Source organism: Paraburkholderia phymatum (assembly GCF_040965635.1).
Taxonomy (GTDB): Bacteria; Pseudomonadota; Gammaproteobacteria; order Burkholderiales; family Burkholderiaceae; genus Paraburkholderia; species Paraburkholderia phymatum_B.
In genome coordinates this window covers 57,713-76,259 of record NZ_JBFRCH010000027.1, presented here as the reverse complement: position 1 = coordinate 76,259, position 18,547 = coordinate 57,713, and the positions used below count along the sequence as shown (strand labels likewise).

Genomic DNA, 18,547 nt, shown 5'->3' with positions numbered 1-18,547 from the left:
CGTCAAGCACTGCCCGATACGCTGACGCATCGAGCGCGCCTCGAAAATGCCTGGAACATAAGTGGGAGACCGGTTTGAAGAAACGCGCCACCGTGATCTGTCGCAGAGGCAGCGAATCCTCCTTGTCGCACGTAGTCAATCAAAGTGGGCTTTGCCGGGCGGGATACTCAGGCGTGGAAAAAATCGCTCGGACGCCGCGCTTCGAGAACTCAAGGAAGAAACCCGACTATCCGGGAAGTCAGCCAAGCACCTCTTCGACTTCCGTGGCAAGCAGAAGCACCATCACGTGTTCTCCTGCGAAATCTCGAATCGCGCCAAGGCTCGCCCGGGTAATGAAATATCCAGGTGTCGCTGGGTTCACCTCGACGACATCCCTCGTCTCGTGACCAGCGAGCCGACGACTGATATCGTGAAGCTCGTGAGTCAACGGCGCAGGAAGTAGCCCGGTTTTCCGGCTAGATACCTTGACGTCCTGCGAACATCCCGCCGTCGGGTAGCCGTTTTCAGAGTGAAGCGTCATTCGACCCCTCGCTTCAGCTGGCAGATCCTTAGTCGATAACAGTCACGACGCACGCAACTCACGGACCCCCTTCCCTATCCGTCGTCGCAGCAACGTGCGCAATGTGACGCCGTCTGCGTAGCCGACCTGTTCGGCGATGCGATCCACGCTAAGCTTGCTCGTCTTCAGCAGATGGACGGCGCGCTCGACCCGCAGATCCTGTATGTATTCAACGGGCGTCTTACCGAGCACCTCGTTTAGACGTCGCGTCAACGTTCGCTTGCTGGTCGCCAGTTCTTCGGCGGCGTCATCGAGCGCGATTGTCGCGTCGAGGTGTTCGCGCACCCAGCGATCGAAACGCTCGACGAGCGGGTCCGAATGGGCCAGGTGATCGGAGATCGCAAAGGCAGACTGCGACGGCCGCGAATCGAAGACGAGGTACTTGCCTACGAGCGCTGCAAGCTCCGGGCTGTTGTTGCGGATCAGCCAGAGCGCGAGGTCGAGATGGCTCAGGGCGGCCCCCGCCGTCACCATGTCGCCGCTGGGCACGACAATACGATGCGCATCCAGGTGCACTTCGGGGTAACGCTGCCGGAACATCGGCGAGAGCCACCAGGTGGTGGTGGCTTCACGACCATTGAGCAAGCCGCTTTCGGCCAGCACGAAGGTACCCGTGCAGGCGGCGCCCATATGGGCGCCCGCACTGTGCCACGCGCGCAATGCGCTGAGCGCGTCAATCACATCGGGCCGGCCGAGCGAAGGCACAAGCAGGTCCGTCGTGGTCCTGTTGAGCGCCGGTACAACAACCCAGTCCGGGGCGGGGGCGTCTGTCATGTCGCGGACGGGCACCTGCAGCCCAAGCGCGGTGCGCACCTCGGGCCGCATCCCCGCAACAGTGATGTCGAACTCCGGTATGGCCATCCCGGTCGCGCGCGCCAGTTCATTGGCCGTCGTCAGGGCATCGAGCACGGTGGTGAGGCCGGTGTCGAACACCCCCTCGAGCGCCAGGACCAAAATCCGCATGGCAGGATCGATACCAAAATTGTCGATTGAGACAGTATCTCCAGGGGCGCTCCGTTTGTAAAGTCTGGACCAACGCGTGAACTCGTCACGCGCAAACTGGAGAGCAAAGATGATCAAGAAGGCACTATTCGTACGACTTGAAGCCAGGCCGGGAAAGGAGCAGGCGGTAGCGGACTTCCTCGACGCCGGGCTGGAAATGACGAATCGGGAGGCGACCACGCCGATCTGGTTCGCCCTCAGGCTGTCACCGACGACGTTCGGTGTCTTCGACGCCTTTGCGAACGAAGAGGATCGCCAGGCACACCTGCACGGGAGTATGGCCGGCGCCCTGATGGCGCGGGTCGACGAGATGCTGGCCAGCCCTCCGTCGGTCGAGCCGATCGACGTTCTGGCCATGAAGAACAGGCTGCCCTGATTCCCGGTTAACCATCACCGATCAGTCCTCGCCCGTCAAGCGCAATTGCGCAAAACGACGGGCAACTACAGACAATTCTGGAGAGTACGATGTTTGCACTGCGAAATAAACTAGCCATTGCCGCCTTGATTGCTCTGGGCGCCACGATGGCGCATGCCGAGGCAAAGGCGGCTGCGAAAGATGTTGTCATTGTCCACGGCGCACTGGTGGATGGCTCTGGCTGGCGGGCCGTCCACGACATCCTGGTCAAGGATGGCTACCATGTGACGATCGTGCAAGAGCCGCTCACGGGCTTCGCCGAGGACGTCGATACCGCCAGGCGCGTCATCGACCAGCAGCAGGGCCCGGTGGTGCTGGTCGGCCACAGCTACGGTGGCTCCGTGATCACGGAGGCAGGTGCGGACCCGAAGGTCAGCTCGCTCGTCTATGTGGCCGCACTGCAACCCGACGCCGGCGAAGCCACCGGTCAGCTGTTGCAGAAGTTCGCCGCGCCCAACGATGCCATGCGAGCGACGCCGGACAAGTATTTCTTCCTCCCGCCGGCGAAATTCCGTGAGAACTTTGCCGCGGACGTCCCGCCCTCGGACGCTCAATTCCTGGCGGACTCGCAGGACCAACTTGCCGAGAAAGCGTTGGGCGCACCGGTCTCTGTGGCGGCATGGCGAACCAAGCCCAGCTACGCCATCCTGACCACCCAGGATCATATGGTGAACCCCCAGCTTCAGCGCTGGATGTATCAGCGCTCGGGTGCCAAGGTGACCGAGGTGAGCGCAAGCCACGCTGTCTTTATCTCCCAGCCGGCCGCCGTTGCGCGAGTGATTGAGGTTGCCGCGAAGTCGACGAACTGACCGGTCATCGTCTCGATTGGGGCGCCTGTCGGCCTGGCGCCGACGGCCGACACCGCCGCCAGTCGGCCCCGCCCCCATCGCAGATACCCGCGTTGGTTGTCAAATCCCGGCAATCGCGGACGTATGCCACTCAGCTCGATACCTAGCCATAACCCTTCACGGGTGTCAGATGACTGGGCCAGTACCATCCGATCGTGAAGGTCCGCCGTTTGAACGTAGCCGACGCTCGAATGACCGCGTGACGGAGATAGCGAACGGCAGCTTTCAATCTAGATTAGCCGCTTGAGTGACCGCGAGTCCAGGTCGGGTCAGACTGTCGGTGTCGGGTGCTTCTGCGTGGAGGCTTCCTTCGCCCACCTTGGCTCACTGAACCAGCATACAAATCTTAAAAGCGCACGCACGGACGCTAGTAAGATGAGCGCGATCGGCAATAAGAGGATGGTCCGTGAACGCATCAGTCGTCTCTGCCCTGGCTGCACTTGTCGGCGCCGCGATCGGCGGCCTGACATCGGTTCTTGCCTCGTGGCTGACCCAACGCACCCAGGTTCGCGCGGAGTGGCGGGCGCACGACCGCATCCGGCGGCAGGAGCTCTACAGGGATTTCATCGAAGAAGCGACGAAGTGCTATATCAACGCGCTGCAACACAACGAGCCGGATCTCCCAGCGCTCGGCAGCCTCTACGCGAAGATCAGCCGCATGCGGGTTCAGTCATCGCGTGAAGTCGCAGATGAAGCCGACCTGATCGGACGCAAGATCGTCGACACCTACCTCGCGCCAGACAGGTCCTTTCTCGAACTGCGCGAGATGCTCGCGGATGGCTCGATCGACATCCTCGGCAAGTTTAGCGATGTATGCCGCGCGGAATTCGCGTCGCTTCGCGCCCAGCTGTTCTGAAATCCGTGCGCCGTTCAACGCGACTTGGGTTCGACGGGCGGATCGGCTCGGTACCCGCCGCCGAGCGCCTTCGTCAACGCAATTTCCTGACTGAGCATCTGCCCGTTGAGCGTGAGCAGCGCGACCTGTTCCGCAATCACGGGTTGGCGTGCTTCAAGCGCCGCGAGCCGGCTGGCCAGGCCGCGCTGATAGTGCGCCTCAACGCTGTCCCTCGCGAACGCAAGCGATTCGATCCGCTGCTTCTGCAGCCCGGTTTCCGCTTCTAGCGCCTGCAGGCGGCTGCCCGTCTGCGCGACATCGCGTACTGCATTGAGGACGGCCTGGTTGTACTGCTCGATCAACAGGTTGCTTCCCTGGCGTGTGCCGCTCAGGTTCGCATTGAGCCTGCCGCCATCGAAGATCGGCAGATACAGGCCCGGAATCAGGTTGATCTGCTGGCTTGTATGCGTGAAGAGATCGGAGAGATGCAATGCGTTGTAGCCGAAGAACGCCTTGATGTCGAAGCTCGGATAGAACGCCGCCTTCGCAGCATCGATCCGGTCGAACGATGCTTCCACGTACCAGCGCAGCGCCTGCAGGTCGGGCCTGCGGGCAAGCAGTTCGTACGAAAGCGTGGCTGGCAGGGCGGCCTGCGAGCGCGGCAGCGCAACCGGCTCGATGGCGGGCAGGCCGTCCGGTCCTGCGCCGGCCAGTGCCCGCAACGATTCACGAAACTGCCGTATCTGATTTTGCGCCGAGACGATCTGCCGTTCGATGGCCAGTTGCTGCGCGCGTGCTTCTTCGAGTTGCGTCCGGGCTTCGAGGCCGCGCGCCGCACGCGCTTCATGCGCCTGCGCCGCGAACGCTGCGACCTCATGCGATTCGTTCAGCAGATCGACAAGCTGGTAAGTCGTCTGAATGCCGTAGTACAGCTGTGCGACGTCGGTCGAGAGTTCGAGTTCGACGGCGGACGTCTCGGCGAGCAGCGCATTGCTCACGCCGAGCGACGCCGCGATCTGCGCGCGCTGCTTGCCCCAGATGTCGACATTCAGGCTTGCCCCCAGCCCGACGATGCCCTCGGTGTACCAGGGGCCCGTGAGCCCCAGCGCCGGTTCGTTCTGCGCGAACGGGCCGAGAAAGCCGTGAGCGGAGACGTGCTCGCGATCCAGCAGCGCAAGCGCCGTCACCTGAAGGCTCGAACCCGTCCTGACAAGCTCGACGTCCGACTTCGCCCGCGCGACGCGCGTGCGCGCAATCACTATCGTCGGCGCATCGGCGAGTGCCCGTTCGATGAGCGCCTCGAGCTGCTCATCGCGATAGCGCGTCCACCAGCGCGCGGCGGGCCAGCCATCGCGCGCGAGATGGATATGGTCAGCAAGATTGATCTGCTCGGGTGAAATCTCGGCATAGGGCGCGCTGTCGTGATGGATCAGCGCGCAACCCGGCAGACCGATGCACAACGAACACGCGACACACTGCGTGCAGCGACGCCACAGCCCTACGCCAGGACCTGATCGCGCAATCATGTTCGCAGGGCCTCCGGAGTGGACGCCGTGACCGTTGTCTCGATGCGCCAGTCCCGCAGTCCCGCGACCTGACGCGTGAGGTCCTCCGAGGCGGCGATGAGCGGCAGATCGGCGGATTCGACTGGCTGCGCAGCGATCTCGATGCGTCGTGGTGCGCGGGCGGCAGGCGGACTGGCCGCAAGGTCGTCCGCGTAACGGCTGAGTTCCGCACTGACCTGTTCCTGAACGCCGCGCATTGCGCCGCATAGCCTCGCGCAAAGGCTGCGCCCGAAGCCGTCTCAGGCGATGTTTGCGGCAGCAGCGCCTTGATCGGCGACAGCGGCATCGTTACGCCAGCCCAGATCATCCTGGAGCGCAGCCAGTAAACCGACGTAATGGCGCACGACCCGCCCCGGACACAGCGAAGCAAAGAACTCGCTTTCGCAGCCGGTCCGCCCAGCTTCAAACGGACCTACGCATCGAACAATGATGCAATGAGCATGCACTGCGCTCGGCGACGCCGAGCCTCATGCTTCGTGTCGCACACTAATTTTGTTACTACTGTTCGATCTGGCTGCAACCAATTTTGTAACGCGATCCACGTCGATGGCCATGCCGCTGCAGCGAAGCTAACGAAGGTGCGGTCGTCGACCTGGTGTTCGGAACGGAAGCGCAAAACCGGCCATGTGCAGACGTTGGCTAACAGCTTCGCCCGGACATTCGAGGGGCGGCTGTGCAACAGAAACCAGCCGTTCGAATCTCGCCTGCGCAATCACATCCAGTTGGTGACACAAAACCGCAAACAGGCGACAAAAACATTACGTGACCGCTGGCAAGGCACATGTCCGGCTCGGGCGCCGCAGTCAGAGCAAGGCATGCTCCCGAGAACGAAACTGGCATGGGGAGGTGTCGGTATGAGATCCTTTTGTGTCACGCGATGACGCTACAAGGGATCTCAGTCTCTTGAACGACAATTGACGCATCAATTCGCGCGAGCTAACGTAATCGCCCGCTCCGGACACGCCGTCACGCATGCCCCACACGCCCGACATGCCTCGGCGTTCGGCGTATAAGCGATCTTCATCCCGTGCACACGCAGCTTGAGTTTCTGCAGCGATCCGAGCTGCAGGTAGTCCGACGGGTCGATACGGCGAACTTCGAAAACCTGCTCAGGGCACACCACGGCGCAATCGCCTTTGCCCTCACAACGCTTCAAGTTGACCACTGGGGCAAACACACCCGGGTCCTGCCTGCATACAGGTGTCGCCGCGCGGCTCATGCTTGATCCTCGTGGGGCTTGCCGCCAGCGGAAGACATGCTCTTCAGAAAGCGCTCGCGTTCCTCCGACGTCATCCGTTCCCAACGGCGCCAGTGCCGATGTCCGCGCCAGCCGCCGTGTCCTCGAAATCCGCCGAACAGTATCCGGCTCAGGACCAGCAGACCCAGCGCATGCAGATAGTCGATCGAGCGGCCGCTTGCGAATACCGTTGGAATAACCCAGTTCCAGAGCAGCATCACCATTAAACCCAACAGGGCGATGCCTGCGAGAACCAACAGCGCTTTTCCGAAACATCGCACTCTGAATTTCATCTATCGACTCCTTCAAATATCCAATTCGTCATACACGCCCTGCAGACGAGCACGCAGTTGCAGCACTGCATAGCGCTTGCGCGCAAGCAGCGTGTTCACGCTTAGGCCACTCTCGGCAGCCAGCGCTTTGAAACTGCGTCCTTCGAGTTCGTGCGCGATGAAAACATCGCGCTGATTCGCCGGCAATTCGTCGAGTGCGTCTTGCAGCGCCTCCAGGAGTACGGACCTTGCGTAGGCAGCTGCCGGGCCGGCATCGCTGGCAGGCAGCGCGAGATCAAGCCGGTATTCACCGTCGTCGTCCACCAGCTCGGGCAAGGGCTGCTCTTTCTTCTTGCGAAAGCGGTCGATGATGCGGTTCCGCGCTGCACGGAAGAGCCAGGCTCCGGCTTGTTCGATCGGCTCGGGAAGCCGATACGCCTGCACGAACTCGTAGAACACGTCCTGCAAGATGTCTTCCGCTTCGCCAGGATCGCGCACGCGGTGGCGGATGAAATTGCCGAGCCTCGTGCGCTCTCGCACGACTGTTGAGGCGATGTCGCTATCTCGTTCGTTCATCCGGTTCGGTGTGTGCGGCAGTTCCATGCCTGTGATGACGATTCAGGATCTGGAATATTGTCGTCAGTCGCAAAAAAAGCTGGGTCGCCGGAAGGCGGTGCGCGCGCCGTAAGAATAAGAAAGGGATCACGACGCGCGCTACTCAGCTAGCGCCTGCCGCGTAACGTGCACCGCAAAACCACTCGGAATCGGGACCTTACTCTGCGTAACGCCAAGGCTGGCTGACGCATTGTGTGGATTGGCGGTTAAAGGGGTTAAAGGTGGCTGGAGACAGGAATTCCAGCCTCGCTGGTCACTGGATGCGAATGATCACCTTTCCATTGGACTTCCCCTGCTCGCAATACTGGTGCGCCTGCACCATGTCGGACAGAGCAAATTCGCGATCGATGTGGGGGAACAGGCGCCCACCGTCGACCAGTCCTCGTATTGCGTTCAATGCCTCTGCGCTCGGCTTGAAGAGTGCCCATGAATAGCCCCCGACACCTTGGCGCTTTGCGCGCCTGCGGTTCTTGCTGAACTGCCAAATGTTCTTCAACGCGCCAAGGACAATCCCCGATTGATCGAAGGTCTGCAGGATCGGGTGACTCAGGGTGACGAACTTCGACGTCCCGTCCGTCCTCAAGATCCCGAGCGTCTTGGCCTCGAGGGCTCCGCCGATGGTTTCCAGCGCCACGTCGAAGTCGGATAGCTTGAGCGCGTAGTCGTCCTTTTCGTAGTCGACAATCAAGTCGGCCCCGAGTTTAGCAACGCTGCTCATCTGCGCTTTGTTGCACGTGGTCGCGACATACGCGCCCCAGGCCTTCAGCACCTGAATCGCGATGGAACCGATTCCCCCGGCGCCGCCCTGAACGAAGACGCGCTTGCCCGCGGCGGTCTCGGCGCTCAGCCCGGCCTTCGTTACAAGAGCCTCCCAAACGGTGCAGCCCACGTACGGCAGAGACGCCGCCTGTGTGAAGGTGAGCGACTGCGGCTTGGGGACCACCTCATTTGCCTTGGCCACCACCAGCTCGGCGTACGCCCCCTGCGCCTTCGTCGCGGGAACTCCATAGACGGCGTCGCCGACCGAGAGGGTCTTGACAGCGGCTCCGACCTTGACGACTTCCCCGGAAACGTCGCGGCCGAGAACCAGCGGCAGCTCGAAGCCACGTTTCCTGGAGAAAATCACGCGGCCATAGCCGGTGCGCATCCGGCAATCGATCGGATTCACCGAGGTCGCAAACTGCCGGATCAGAACTTCATCGCCGCGTATTGCCGGCGGCTCGATTTCTTCCATTTTCAAAACGTTCGCGGTTGCGCCGTACTGGTGAATCATTACGCACTTCATAGCTCTGCCCTTCTGAGTCGTGTCGATATTTACATCGGGTAAGCCCAGGCTCATTGGCCTGGCGCTTTCATTCAAGAATTCACCTTTGCCGACTGGAAAAATGCCCGTATAGCCGCATTGACTGCCACTGGATTCTCGAGGTGTGAAAAGTGGCTTGCTTCAATAACTTGAACCTTGATCTTTGGACCGAAGTCGGCAGAGCGGGCGTATTCCGACGGATGCTGTCCTTTGTCGTAGCGACCCTGGAGGATCAGAACCGGCATCGTCATCGCTTTGAACAAAAAGTTGTGCCGGTCCTTGAGCTCGATGGCCAAATTGGTCGTCTCGAAGTACTTGCGGAGGGCGCCGGCAACTCCCCTGAATTTGAACTCATAGTCCAGGCGCTTCAGAACGGATGGCCTTATCCCCGACTGGAACATCCCGATATACGTGAGCGGAATGAGGTTTTTGCTCTTGAAAAGCGCTTCACCGAGCTTGCTCTTGAATAAAGCATGCGGCGGCTCCGGCAGGCCGTGTGGTTCATCGAACGACTGTTGCATTCGCACATAGCGAAGAATTCGTCCGTTCAATGACGGCACGCTGGTCATGTGGTCTGCAATGATAGTGCCGCGGTCATGTGAGACCAGATTGAATCGTCCGATCCCGAGCTTATCGAGCAAGCTCGCAATCTCTCGCGCCATAGTTGCGTTCGTATAGTCGAGAGTCAGGCGCTTGTCGGACTGACCATAGCCTTTTAGGTCCAGCGCGATGACGTAATGATCCTTCGACAGATCCGAAATCTGGTTATGAAACGCCCACCATGACTCCGGGAGACCGTGGAGCATCAGCACAGGCTCCCAAGCTGGATTACCGGCGGTGACAAGATGAAACGTAACGCCCGCCACTTCAGCGTACCAGTGGATTGCCTGCGTCCCGTCATCCAGATATTCAATCTCGCCGTGCTTGCTTGCCGTGTTGGGCGGAGGGGTGGTTGCCGGGTATCGTGCGGGTGTAAGCAACTCGGGCCGAGGTGTCGGCTTGCCGGCGTGGTCCGTTGGCTTTAGAAGCCCGGAAACAATGCTTAACAGCATGAAAACGGGATGAACCGGCGCGACCAGCTTCAGCCACAAGAGGAACACGGCAAGGAGCAACGCCACCAGCAATAGACTGATCAAAACAAGCATAGACACGACCACTCTCCTTCAGAAATTGCAAGCGCTCGCGTGGAACGCAATGCCCCCGAACAAGCTCCGGGCGCTGAGCCTAGGGACCGGCTATTGATCCGTGCTGCGTGCGGCCCAGACCGGGTGGAATCGCCGTTCGCACAAAATCCCTGTTGCCATTGACGGGCCACGTCATGACGAAGATGTGGTATCGATGACCGGCAAATGCCACCGAGCGACGGCCGCAGCCTGTCGAAATGAGAGTCCCAGGGCACGCAGTAAGGCGGCTGCCACTCGTTCCGGATGCATTTGCCCCCGTACTCCCGGACACCACATCAAACCAAGGTTGATGAATCGGTCCTGTGTCGGAACTCGCGTGGCGAGCGCTATTTCAATGCGCTGTTAGAGGTTTTCCGGATTCGCCTCGGGATGAAGATCCAGGATCGCCGTCGGTTTAGACCAACTTTGCGGGATCGAAAAAAACGCCAATGTCCTTGGCGATCATAACGTTGCCAGCGACCTTGAGCTTGCCTGTGAACAATGCGACTGGCCCCGACAGGGCTCCAGTCAGCAGCTTGAACAGGTTCTCGTCCGAGGCCGTAAAGGTGATCTCCGGCGACGCAGCAACGCCTTCCTGTACCGTGCAGGTACCGTCCGCGATGGTCAGGTAGGACGGGGTGGAAATGTTGAGCTGGATCGTCATCCGCTTGCCGGCAATCGCGTCAGGCTTGATCGCAGCGGGGAGCTTCTCGACGAATTCAGGTGATGACATGAATTTCTCCAATGTGTATGGTCGTGACGTTACTTTGTCCAATAGCTTCTACTACCCGTTCAGCACCAATCTCGGCGCCACCACGCACTCCGGCATCCCTGCCTGGCAGCGGTGGTCTACCGCTGCCGCACGGCTATTGAATGCCTGCGATCAGGCGTTGCGCATCAGGCAAGGGTGCACGCCTGGTCGAATGCGAGGCGCGGAAGTCGCGGGTGAAGCTTCGCCGCATCGCCGTATCCGAGGCCGCACAGGAAATTGGATTTCACCGTGGTGCCGCCGAAGAACAGTTGATCAACCGCGGCTTCGCTGAAGCCCGACATCGGCGCGCAATCGAGGCCCATGGCGCGCGCTGCCGCCATCAGATAGGCGCCTTGCAATGTGCCGTTGCGGAACGCGGTGGCGTGGGCAACCGCCTGCTTTCCCTCGCCCTCGAACAACATCCTGGCGGCCGGGTTATGCGGGAACAGTTCGGGCAGGCGATCGTAGAAGCTTGTGTCGTAGCCAACGATCACGACGACAGGCGCGCTCATGGTCTTGTCGACGTTGCCCGGCATGAGCGCGGGCTTCAGTTTCTCCTTTGCCTCGGACGTGCGCAGAAACACGAAGCGTGCGGGCGAGCAGTTCATGGAGGTGGGGCCCCATTTCATTTGCTCGTACAGCCCGTGCAACTGCTCGTCGCTGACGGCACGATCGAGCCAACCGTTATGGCTGCGTGCCTGAGAAAAGATCTGGTCGGCGATGGGGTTGGACATCTGACTTTCTCCTGTTAACAATGCTGTTGGTCGATGGAACCAAAGCGTGTTCAAGCGGCGCTTGCCGGCCGCAATCGGTTGTTAGCCGACATGCTTGTCCCATCGGTGAATGTAGTTGGACTCTATTAGTCCAGGGTCATCTTTCCAGTCGAGAAATCAACCCGCAGGCCAAGCTGACCTTCATTGATGAGCCACGGGCGAACGGTGAACGTACGGGCGCCACATTGATGCATGGGATCCGTAGCGGCAAGTTCGCGTGCGTGCTCAATGGAGGAAGCGCGGATCACGAACATTCCATCACCGTCCCAATATTGTTCGTCGTCAGTCCAATTGGGCCCAGCGGCGAACAAAATCCCGTCACGCTCAATTTTGCATTGGTGTTCGAGATGGGCCTGAATGTTCGCCAAGACCGGGCCGATGCCAGCCGTCGGCTTCGAAAAGATGACGTAAAACTGCTTCCTGAGCATGCCGTTGCTTGCTTCAAAAGCCTGTTCGCGTGTGACGCGCTGCACTTCCATGATTGTCTCTCCTGTTGACATGGATAACTAAAATCGGATCGACCTTCTGTCATATTGTTAGTTGTCCTATCTCATAATCTGACGAAAAACCAACTTGAAGACTTGTCGAAACCTACGGGGCGCGCATCGCTGGGCGTTCGCGACTGGGCGGGAATATGCACCAGATGCGATCCTCATGACGAAAGAAGAATATTGCAACCGGACCATCCGCCTTGAGTGCTTCGACACAGACGTAGCACTCACGTTTGGATCGTCTGTTCCTGAAGTGGGTCACTCGAACGCGCTTCGTGGAATCTGGTGCGAGCCAGTGCTCGACCATCAGACGCAAAGACTCTCCCGCACTCCCCATCGACTTCTCCTTCCCTTCGCACGATGCCGAAATCGTGTCGCGAACGCCCCAATAGTGCTATCACCGGAGCGTGCCCCTGCTGAATCCGGAATGCTGTATACCCAACGACCGGCTTCACGAGGGGTTTTGGCTCCCTACCCGCAGCGGCGGCAACTCGGCCGTCGCGTAGCGTTGGGCAGCCGCTGCCTCGACACCGAGACCGCGCAACACGAGTTCGGCGGTATCGGAACCGGCGTCGCGCCAGGTGCGGTGGCCGTCGAGGACCACAACGATCGAAGCCAGCACTGCGCCGGCGATGAGCGCGATTGCCGAATGCAGTTGGGCGGGTCGGAAATCGTACTGATGCTGCTCCAGGCCAGCGACCACATCGCGCATCGCCGGCCCTGTCCACATGCCCTGCAGTATGTCGTGGCTGAAGGCGAATCGGCTGAGGAAGCGTCCCCATTGAGGTTCTTCGTGGGCGCGCCGGATGAAATGGCGGATGCCGTTTGCCAGCCGCTGCACGGGGTCAGGGACGTCCGCGGAGCTCGCCAGGATGCGCCCGTGCATTTCTTCCGCCATCCGCGCAGCAACGGTTTCGAACAGCGTCTCGGGAGACGGGACGTTGTTATAGACGGTCCCGCGTGCAATACCGGCCGCCTGGGCCAGCTCGCTGATGCTCACCTGGGTCTCGCCCTTCTGGGCGAACAGCTCGAATGCGGCCCGATGGATACGCGAAACGATCTGAAGATTGGGCTCCATGGATGAATCCTTCGTTTGACGCCCTCCATTGAACACTAATGTCCAAACATAGTCAACATCGAGCACTAAGTATTTACTCTTATGGTTCGGATTGAACACTAATGTTCATAATGGATCTAACGTGTTCTACCAAGAGGTTTCTGGGGACGCGACGTCCACCCCTTCGCCCGCTGCCATGATCAAACTGCTTACCGCCCAACCGGCTCGTCATCCGAACCCGACGGTCAAGGCCGCCTCGCTCGCCTATGTGATTTTCGAGCGGCCCGACCTCGAGCAAGCTGAACGTTTCCTTGTCGATTTCGGCTTTGCCGTCGCCCGACGCACCGACGAGGTGCTGTACCTGCGCGGCACCTCCAGCGCACCGTACTGCTACCGCGTGCATCGTGCCGACAAGCCGCGCTTTGTCGGCGTGGGCTTCACCGTGGGCAGCCGTGAAGACCTGGAGAGAGTCGCGCGGCTGCCGGGCGTTTGCGGCATTGAGCGCGTCGCCCATCCCGGGGGCGGCGAGCGAGTCGTTCTGCAGGACCCGAACGGCTACGTGGTGGAAATCATCTGCGGTCAGGCTCCCGTTGCCGAGTTGCCGCGGCGCGAACCGCTTCCGGTCAACTTTGCGGACGAGTTGCATCGCGTCGACATCACGCAGCGATCGCCCCTGAAGCCGCCCGAGGTGATCCGCCTCGGTCATTGTGTGCTGGAAGTGACGAACTACCAGGCCACCAGCGCGTGGTACACGCAGCATCTCGGTCTGATTCCGAGCGACGTGCAGCTGCTGCCCGATGGCTCTCCCTCTGTGACGTTCTTCCGTCTCGATCGCGGCGACATGCCCACCGACCATCACACGCTGGCGTTGGCGCAGAGCTTCATGCCGGTCTACAGCCACAGCGCCTACGAAGTCATCGATGCGGATGCGGTCGGCATGGGGCAACGCGTATTGCGCGAAAAGGGTTGGAAGCACGCGTGGGGAATCGGCCGACACATACTTGGCAGCCAGATCTTCGATTACTGGCAGGACCCCTGGGGAGACAAGCACGAGCATTACTGCGACGGCGACGTGTTCACCGCGGATCATCATCCCATGGGCGTGCACGAGGTCAGCCGTGAGGCGATGTCGCAGTGGGGACAGCCGATGCCCAAGGCTTTCACCAAGCCCAGGCTGACGCTATCGGCGATTGCGGCAATGATTCGCAACCTGCGGCGCAGTCCCGATCTGACCTTCCGCAAGCTGTTGACGCTAGCCCGGATATTTGGATGACGAGCGCGCGATCGACGCTTTGTCCCGTCGGATCGCCGATCGCTCCACCTCGGCGTTCGATGCGTCGTGACGTTCGCCATCGCGTTTTCGGCGCGAGCCGCCCGGTGGAGTCGCAAGCACCGCACCTTTCCTTCTCTAACGAGTCTTTTCCATGTCCGTCAATATCGTCCGCTTCGAGCGTCAAGGTCGCACCCAGTGGGGCGTGATCCGCGGCTCGCGAATCACGCCGGTTCCCGGCACTTACGCCACGACTGGCGAGTTCGTCCGCAATACCTCCCTGGCCGAGCTGGCGGCGCTCGGCGGCGACACGCTGGAGCTGTCCGCTGTGAGGCTCTTGTCGCCCGTGACGCAAAATCAGCAGTTCGTCTGTCAGGGAGCCAACTACCTTCAGCACATGATCGAGTCCGGCATGGATCCTGACGTGAAGAGCTACAACATGATCTTCACCAAGGCGCCGAGCTGCATCGTCCCGGCCGACAGTGACGTGATCAAGCCGCACGCGGTGAAGTTCCTGGACTATGAGATCGAACTGGGATTGGTCATGCGCAAGGCCATTCATGGTGCGGTCAAGGTCACGAATGCCGACCTCCACGAGTATGTCGCCGGAGTGGTGATCGTCAACGACTATTCGGCGCGCGACATCCAGATTCCACAGATGCAGTTCTACAAGGGCAAGTCCTTCCGAACGTTCGGTCCGGTCGGGCCTTGGCTGACGCTGATAGACGCCCGCGATATCGAGGCGATGAGCAACCTTCTGCTCAAATTGACCGTCAACGGCGAGATCCGGCAGCACGACACGACGGCGAATCTCGTCTATAAGCCGGCCGAGACGTTGACCGAGCTTTCGGGCGTACACGATTTCGATGCGGGCGACTTGCTCGCCACCGGCACGCCTGCAGGATGTGCGTTGTCCATTCCGTCTCCGCGCAAGCAAAAGGTCGGCACGTTGCTGGGGGAAAAGAAGAAGTGGGCCATGTTCATGAAGGTCCAGTCCGCGCGAGCACAGTATCTGAAGCCCGGCGACGTGGTGGAAGCCAGCATCCGTACGGCTGACGGCAGCATGGACCTGGGTGTGCAACGCAATCGCATCGTCGCCCAGGGATAAAAGCCATGTCAGGAATCGCTACACTTCACGACGTCGAAGTCTTGGAGGCCCACGGCTTGCCGGCTGATTTGCCGACAAGCACCTACGAGATGATCAGCCGGGGCGCGAGCCTGAACCCCGACGCCCCCGCATTGAGCTTTTTCCTGACCGTCGACGAGCACAGGACGCCGCATAGCTGGAGTTACCGCCAGTTGCTCGCGTGCATCACGCAGACGGCCAACTTCTTCGACGACCTCGGCGTAGAGAACGACAGCGTCATCGCCTTCGTGTTGCCCAACCTGCCGGAAACGCATTTCGTGGTCTGGGGCGGGCAAGCCGCGGGCATCGTGACCGCCTTGAACCCGCTGCTCGAAGGGGCGGCGCTCGCCGACCTGTTGAACGCGTCGAACGCGACGGTGCTTGTGACGCTGGCGCCGTTTCCGGGCACCGATATCTGGGCCAAGCTGCAGCCGCACTTGCCGTCGATCAAGTCGCTCCGGCATCTGGTGCTGGTCAATCTCGCGGATCGGGTCCGCGGTGCGGGGCACCACGCAGCAGAGGCGCGGCACAAGAGCGAGGTCGAGCGTCTGCACGGTTCGACGGCGTTGCGCGATGCGGTCCCAGCGGAGATTGAGATCCACGATTTCAACAGCGCGATCTGCGGGCAGCCTTCGGATCGCCTGAAGAGCGGACGGCGTTTCTCGGAGCAAGACGCCTCCTCGTATTTCTGCACCGGCGGCACGACCGGCCTGCCGAAGATTGCGATGCGCCGGCATGGCAACGAAGTCGCCAACGCATGGAGCACCGCACAGGTCTTGGGCGAGGGGATGGGGCCGGGCAAGGTGGTGTTCTGCGGATTGCCGTTGTTTCACGTCAACGGCGTGCTCGTGACCGGCTTGCTGCCCTTTTCCACAGGCGCGCACGTCATCCTCGGGACGCCGCAAGGTTATCGCGGCGAGGGCTTGGTGACGCGCTTCTGGGAGATCGTCGAGCACCATCGCATCAATTTCTTTAGCGGCGTGCCGACGCTCTATGCCTCGCTCCTGCAGGTGCCTGTCGGGTCGCGTGACGTCAGCTCGCTCGAGTATGGCCTGTGCGGCGCGGCGCCTATGCCGGTGGAAGTATTCCGCAATTTCCAGCACAAGACCGGGATCAAGATTCTGGAAGGCTACGGCTTGACGGAGGCGACCTGTGTGAGCAGCGTGAATCCGCTGTTGGGCGATCGTCGCATCGGCTCCATCGGGCTGCGTGTCCCCGGACAGATGATGAAGACGGTCGTGCTCGATGAGCAGGGCAGGTACCTGCGCGACTGCGCAATCGACGAAGTCGGCGTGCTGACCGTGTCGGGTCCCAACGTTTTTGCGGGCTACCGCGCGCCGGAACAGAACCAGGGACTGTGGATCGATAGCGGCGATGGAGCGCGCTGGCTCAACACCGGCGACCTGGCGCGGCAGGATGAGCAGGGCTACTTCTGGCTCACTGGGCGCAAAAAGGAACTGATCATCCGGGGCGGCCACAACATCGATCCTTTGACGATCGAGGAACCGCTGCACCGCCATCCGGCGGTGCAAATCGCCGCCGCCGTCGGCCGCCCGGACGCACATGCCGGTGAACTTCCCGTCGCCTACGTGCAGTTGCGCGCCGGCGCGTCGGCCACCGAGGCAGAACTGCTGGCATTCATCAAGACGGAGATCGCGGAACGGGCCGCGTTGCCCCGCCAGTTGCACATCATCCCGACGATGCCGCTCACGGCCGTTGGCAAGATCTTCAAGCCCGCGCTCAAGCGCCTCGAGATCACGGATGCACTCGAGGGGGCGCTGCGCGAGGCGCGGATCGCTTGTCGGGAAATCGTCGTCGTGGAAGACAAGTCGAGGGGACTGGTGGTGAATGTCCACCTGGAATCGGAAGCCTCCGAGGCTGCCGCTCGACAGGTGCTTGGCCGCTTTCCCTTTGCTTTTTTCATCGGTTGACCGAGTCGGGAGGGCCGTGCGTCGAGGCAGCTCCCATCGGGGCAACGGGCAATACACTCAATAGCGATTTAGGGGGAGCAATTCGGAGTACTACTTGATGGCCTGACGCACCGACCTCGCAGCAACGCAGTTTTATTCACTAAAGAACGGTCTGGTCCACCAGGCACTCCAGGAAACGGAGGAGACGGAATGAAATTGAAGGTAAGCAGCGCCGCTGCGCTGGCGATGTTCGCCACCGCAGCCCATGCCCAATCGTCGGTTACGCTCTATGGCGCACTCGATACCGGATTGCTGTATCAGAGCACCTCGGCGGCAACGTTTTCGCCGCACTCGTCCAACCAGGGCCACGTCTATGAACTCAAGGACGGCGGCATCTATAACAGCTTTTGGGGCATGAAGGGAAGCGAAGACCTCGGCGGCGGCTACCGGGTCAACTTCAAGCTGCAGGGGGCGTTCTACATGACGAACGGCAAGTTCGGCCTCTCCGACACGCCGAACGCCCCCGCCTTCACCCAGTTCGCGACGCTAGGCGTATCCGGGCCCTTCGGCTCCTTCGACGCCGGCCGGCAGATCATCCCGGTGACCTATGCGTTGGCGGAAACCGACGTCCGCGGCGCACAGTATTTCGGCAGTATCCTGACTGCGTGGCTGACCATGAATCAGGCGGCCGGCTGGCCCGGCACCAATACGAACGGCCCGATCGGCGCCTTCTATGACAGCAATGCGCTGGTCTACAATTCGCCGAAATTCTATGGCGCCTCGCTTGCGCTCGAGTACGCGCCGGGCGGCGTCGCCGGCCAGTTTCAGGGCGGCACTCGCGAATCGGCCGTGCTCAAGTATTCGAATTACGGTCTGAATCTGGCCGCCGCGTATTACAACGGGCACGATACCAATCCGTTCCCGCCGACCTACCCGGCGGCTCCGGCTACCCCGGCTACAGGTGTCGACAACAATCGCTTCTACTATTTCGGCGCGATGTACACGATTGACGGGTTTTCCGTATCGGCCTCCTACGGCCTCGGCAAGAACCCGGCCAACACCAGCGCCCCGAACTTCGAAATGGCATCGGCGGGTCTCGGCTATCAGTTCAGTCCGTTTCTCAAGGTCACGTCCGGTTACTACTATGTGAAGGACCGAAATAATGGAGCGAATCACTCGAGCGAATTCGCGGTGGGCGCGGAATACAGCCTGTCCAGGAGAACGAGGGCGTACGCGCAGGTCGGGTATGTCGCCAACAAGGGGACGATGAACCAGACCCTCATCTATGGAACCCCGGTTGCGCCGGGCATGTCCACCACGGCGGCCATGATCGGCATCCGCCATTCCTTCTGATT

At 60.9% G+C, this 18,547-nt stretch carries 20 protein-coding genes and 1 pseudogene; 9 read left to right on the top strand and 12 right to left on the bottom strand.

Annotation, left to right across the window (positions count from 1 at the left end; translation table 11 throughout):
- The first annotated feature begins 74 nt into the window (after nucleotides 1–74).
- Nucleotides 75–442: pseudogene (locus AB4Y32_RS30940) on the top strand (NUDIX hydrolase).
- Between the two features lie 120 nt (nucleotides 443–562).
- Here AB4Y32_RS30940 and AB4Y32_RS30935 read toward each other — a convergent pair.
- Nucleotides 563–1,522 (bottom strand): GlxA family transcriptional regulator, encoded by a 960-nt coding sequence (locus AB4Y32_RS30935; protein ID WP_368724959.1) that lies wholly within the window; start codon nucleotides 1,520–1,522, stop codon nucleotides 563–565.
- Between the two features lie 109 nt (nucleotides 1,523–1,631).
- Here AB4Y32_RS30935 and AB4Y32_RS30930 point away from each other — a divergent pair, with 109 nt between their 5' ends.
- From AB4Y32_RS30930 to AB4Y32_RS30920, 3 genes are all read left to right on the top strand, one after another.
- Complete coding sequence (locus AB4Y32_RS30930) at nucleotides 1,632–1,937, top strand: putative quinol monooxygenase (protein ID WP_368724958.1); 306 nt, start codon at nucleotides 1,632–1,634, stop codon at nucleotides 1,935–1,937.
- Between the two features lie 89 nt (nucleotides 1,938–2,026).
- Nucleotides 2,027–2,785 (top strand): alpha/beta fold hydrolase, encoded by a 759-nt coding sequence (locus AB4Y32_RS30925; protein WP_368724957.1) that lies wholly within the window; start codon nucleotides 2,027–2,029, stop codon nucleotides 2,783–2,785.
- Nucleotides 2,786–3,230: 445 nt separating this feature from the next.
- On the top strand, nucleotides 3,231–3,680 hold the full coding sequence (locus AB4Y32_RS30920; RefSeq protein ID WP_368724956.1) for a hypothetical protein: 450 nt from the start codon (nucleotides 3,231–3,233) through the stop codon (nucleotides 3,678–3,680).
- Between the two features lie 14 nt (nucleotides 3,681–3,694).
- On the opposite strand, the gene AB4Y32_RS30915 is transcribed toward AB4Y32_RS30920, so the two are convergent.
- From AB4Y32_RS30915 to AB4Y32_RS30890, 5 genes are all read right to left on the bottom strand, one after another.
- The gene (locus tag AB4Y32_RS30915) at nucleotides 3,695–5,185 is read right to left on the bottom strand and encodes an MdtP family multidrug efflux transporter outer membrane subunit (RefSeq protein WP_368724955.1); all 1,491 of its coding nucleotides are present in this window, start codon (nucleotides 5,183–5,185) and stop codon (nucleotides 3,695–3,697) included.
- Nucleotides 5,182–5,421, bottom strand: a complete 240-nt coding sequence (locus AB4Y32_RS30910) for a hypothetical protein (protein ID WP_368724954.1) — start codon at nucleotides 5,419–5,421, stop codon at nucleotides 5,182–5,184. The genes AB4Y32_RS30915 and AB4Y32_RS30910 overlap by 4 nt, the downstream gene beginning before the upstream one ends.
- 725 nt (nucleotides 5,422–6,146) lie before the next feature.
- On the bottom strand, nucleotides 6,147–6,443 hold the full coding sequence (locus AB4Y32_RS30900; RefSeq protein ID WP_368724952.1) for a 4Fe-4S dicluster domain-containing protein: 297 nt from the start codon (nucleotides 6,441–6,443) through the stop codon (nucleotides 6,147–6,149).
- Nucleotides 6,440–6,754: a hypothetical protein gene (locus AB4Y32_RS30895; protein ID WP_368724951.1), complete on the bottom strand. Its 315-nt coding sequence runs from the start codon at nucleotides 6,752–6,754 to the stop codon at nucleotides 6,440–6,442. The genes AB4Y32_RS30900 and AB4Y32_RS30895 overlap by 4 nt, the downstream gene beginning before the upstream one ends.
- Before the next feature lie 12 nt (nucleotides 6,755–6,766).
- Nucleotides 6,767–7,309 (bottom strand): RNA polymerase sigma factor, encoded by a 543-nt coding sequence (locus AB4Y32_RS30890; RefSeq protein ID WP_368724950.1) that lies wholly within the window; start codon nucleotides 7,307–7,309, stop codon nucleotides 6,767–6,769.
- Here AB4Y32_RS30890 and AB4Y32_RS30885 point away from each other — a divergent pair.
- Nucleotides 7,242–7,421 (top strand): hypothetical protein, encoded by a 180-nt coding sequence (locus AB4Y32_RS30885; protein ID WP_368724974.1) that lies wholly within the window; start codon nucleotides 7,242–7,244, stop codon nucleotides 7,419–7,421. The two genes, AB4Y32_RS30890 and AB4Y32_RS30885, sit on opposite strands and share 68 nt — an antisense overlap.
- 180 nt (nucleotides 7,422–7,601) lie before the next feature.
- Here the strand turns inward: AB4Y32_RS30885 and AB4Y32_RS30880 are convergent, their stop codons facing one another.
- The 6 genes from AB4Y32_RS30880 to AB4Y32_RS30855 form a co-directional block, all read right to left on the bottom strand.
- A complete protein-coding gene (locus tag AB4Y32_RS30880; protein ID WP_368724949.1) occupies nucleotides 7,602–8,621 on the bottom strand; it encodes a zinc-binding dehydrogenase in 1,020 nt (339 codons plus the stop codon).
- Nucleotides 8,622–8,704: 83 nt separating this feature from the next.
- Nucleotides 8,705–9,796, bottom strand: coding sequence for an alpha/beta fold hydrolase (locus AB4Y32_RS30875; protein ID WP_368724971.1), 1,092 nt, complete (start codon nucleotides 9,794–9,796; stop codon nucleotides 8,705–8,707).
- Between the two features lie 433 nt (nucleotides 9,797–10,229).
- Nucleotides 10,230–10,547, bottom strand: a complete 318-nt coding sequence (locus AB4Y32_RS30870; protein WP_368724948.1) for an SCP2 sterol-binding domain-containing protein — start codon at nucleotides 10,545–10,547, stop codon at nucleotides 10,230–10,232.
- 164 nt (nucleotides 10,548–10,711) lie between these two features.
- Entirely contained in the window at nucleotides 10,712–11,299 is a 588-nt protein-coding gene (locus tag AB4Y32_RS30865; RefSeq protein ID WP_368724947.1) for a malonic semialdehyde reductase, read from the bottom strand.
- A 125-nt stretch (nucleotides 11,300–11,424) separates the two neighbouring features.
- On the bottom strand, nucleotides 11,425–11,817 hold the full coding sequence (locus AB4Y32_RS30860) for a YciI family protein (protein ID WP_368724946.1): 393 nt from the start codon (nucleotides 11,815–11,817) through the stop codon (nucleotides 11,425–11,427).
- A gap of 463 nt (nucleotides 11,818–12,280) precedes the next feature.
- The gene (locus AB4Y32_RS30855) at nucleotides 12,281–12,907 is read right to left on the bottom strand and encodes a TetR/AcrR family transcriptional regulator (RefSeq protein ID WP_368724945.1); all 627 of its coding nucleotides are present in this window, start codon (nucleotides 12,905–12,907) and stop codon (nucleotides 12,281–12,283) included.
- Between the two features lie 178 nt (nucleotides 12,908–13,085).
- On the opposite strand from AB4Y32_RS30855, the gene AB4Y32_RS30850 reads away from it, so the two are divergent.
- The 4 genes from AB4Y32_RS30850 to AB4Y32_RS30835 all read left to right on the top strand — a co-directional run bounded on the left by AB4Y32_RS30850 (nucleotide 13,086) and on the right by AB4Y32_RS30835 (nucleotide 18,545).
- Nucleotides 13,086–14,159 carry a VOC family protein gene (locus tag AB4Y32_RS30850; protein WP_368724970.1) on the top strand — a complete coding sequence of 358 codons (1,074 nt, stop codon included), beginning with the start codon at nucleotides 13,086–13,088 and terminating at the stop codon, nucleotides 14,157–14,159.
- Between the two features lie 151 nt (nucleotides 14,160–14,310).
- A complete protein-coding gene (locus tag AB4Y32_RS30845) occupies nucleotides 14,311–15,264 on the top strand; it encodes a fumarylacetoacetate hydrolase family protein (protein WP_368724944.1) in 954 nt (317 codons plus the stop codon).
- Nucleotides 15,265–15,269: 5 nt separating this feature from the next.
- The gene (locus AB4Y32_RS30840) at nucleotides 15,270–17,213 is read left to right on the top strand and encodes an acyl-CoA synthetase (RefSeq protein ID WP_368724943.1); all 1,944 of its coding nucleotides are present in this window, start codon (nucleotides 15,270–15,272) and stop codon (nucleotides 17,211–17,213) included.
- A gap of 189 nt (nucleotides 17,214–17,402) precedes the next feature.
- A complete protein-coding gene (locus AB4Y32_RS30835) occupies nucleotides 17,403–18,545 on the top strand; it encodes a porin (protein WP_368724942.1) in 1,143 nt (380 codons plus the stop codon).
- The last annotated feature ends 2 nt before the right edge of the window (nucleotides 18,546–18,547 follow it).

Excerpts from the sequence above, each read along its gene's own strand:
- AB4Y32_RS30860 (WP_368724946.1), bottom strand. The coding sequence starts at position 11,817 with ATGGAAGTGCAGCGCGTCACACGCGAACAGGCTTTTGAAGCAAGCAAC.
- AB4Y32_RS30885 (WP_368724974.1), top strand. The coding sequence starts at position 7,242 with ATGAAATTGCCGAGCCTCGTGCGCTCTCGCACGACTGTTGAGGCGATG.
- AB4Y32_RS30915 (WP_368724955.1), bottom strand. The coding sequence starts at position 5,185 with ATGATTGCGCGATCAGGTCCTGGCGTAGGGCTGTGGCGTCGCTGCACG.
- AB4Y32_RS30935 (WP_368724959.1), bottom strand. The coding sequence starts at position 1,522 with ATGCGGATTTTGGTCCTGGCGCTCGAGGGGGTGTTCGACACCGGCCTC.
- AB4Y32_RS30870 (WP_368724948.1), bottom strand. The coding sequence starts at position 10,547 with ATGTCATCACCTGAATTCGTCGAGAAGCTCCCCGCTGCGATCAAGCCT.
- AB4Y32_RS30835 (WP_368724942.1), top strand. The coding sequence starts at position 17,403 with ATGAAATTGAAGGTAAGCAGCGCCGCTGCGCTGGCGATGTTCGCCACC.
- AB4Y32_RS30930 (WP_368724958.1), top strand. The coding sequence starts at position 1,632 with ATGATCAAGAAGGCACTATTCGTACGACTTGAAGCCAGGCCGGGAAAG.
- AB4Y32_RS30865 (WP_368724947.1), bottom strand. The coding sequence starts at position 11,299 with ATGTCCAACCCCATCGCCGACCAGATCTTTTCTCAGGCACGCAGCCAT.
- AB4Y32_RS30880 (WP_368724949.1), bottom strand. The coding sequence starts at position 8,621 with ATGATTCACCAGTACGGCGCAACCGCGAACGTTTTGAAAATGGAAGAA.
- AB4Y32_RS30855 (WP_368724945.1), bottom strand. The coding sequence starts at position 12,907 with ATGGAGCCCAATCTTCAGATCGTTTCGCGTATCCATCGGGCCGCATTC.
- AB4Y32_RS30840 (WP_368724943.1), top strand. The coding sequence starts at position 15,270 with ATGTCAGGAATCGCTACACTTCACGACGTCGAAGTCTTGGAGGCCCAC.
- AB4Y32_RS30925 (WP_368724957.1), top strand. The coding sequence starts at position 2,027 with ATGTTTGCACTGCGAAATAAACTAGCCATTGCCGCCTTGATTGCTCTG.
- AB4Y32_RS30875 (WP_368724971.1), bottom strand. The coding sequence starts at position 9,796 with ATGCTTGTTTTGATCAGTCTATTGCTGGTGGCGTTGCTCCTTGCCGTG.
- AB4Y32_RS30900 (WP_368724952.1), bottom strand. The coding sequence starts at position 6,443 with ATGAGCCGCGCGGCGACACCTGTATGCAGGCAGGACCCGGGTGTGTTT.
- AB4Y32_RS30845 (WP_368724944.1), top strand. The coding sequence starts at position 14,311 with ATGTCCGTCAATATCGTCCGCTTCGAGCGTCAAGGTCGCACCCAGTGG.
- AB4Y32_RS30890 (WP_368724950.1), bottom strand. The coding sequence starts at position 7,309 with ATGAACGAACGAGATAGCGACATCGCCTCAACAGTCGTGCGAGAGCGC.
- AB4Y32_RS30895 (WP_368724951.1), bottom strand. The coding sequence starts at position 6,754 with ATGAAATTCAGAGTGCGATGTTTCGGAAAAGCGCTGTTGGTTCTCGCA.
- AB4Y32_RS30910 (WP_368724954.1), bottom strand. The coding sequence starts at position 5,421 with ATGCGCGGCGTTCAGGAACAGGTCAGTGCGGAACTCAGCCGTTACGCG.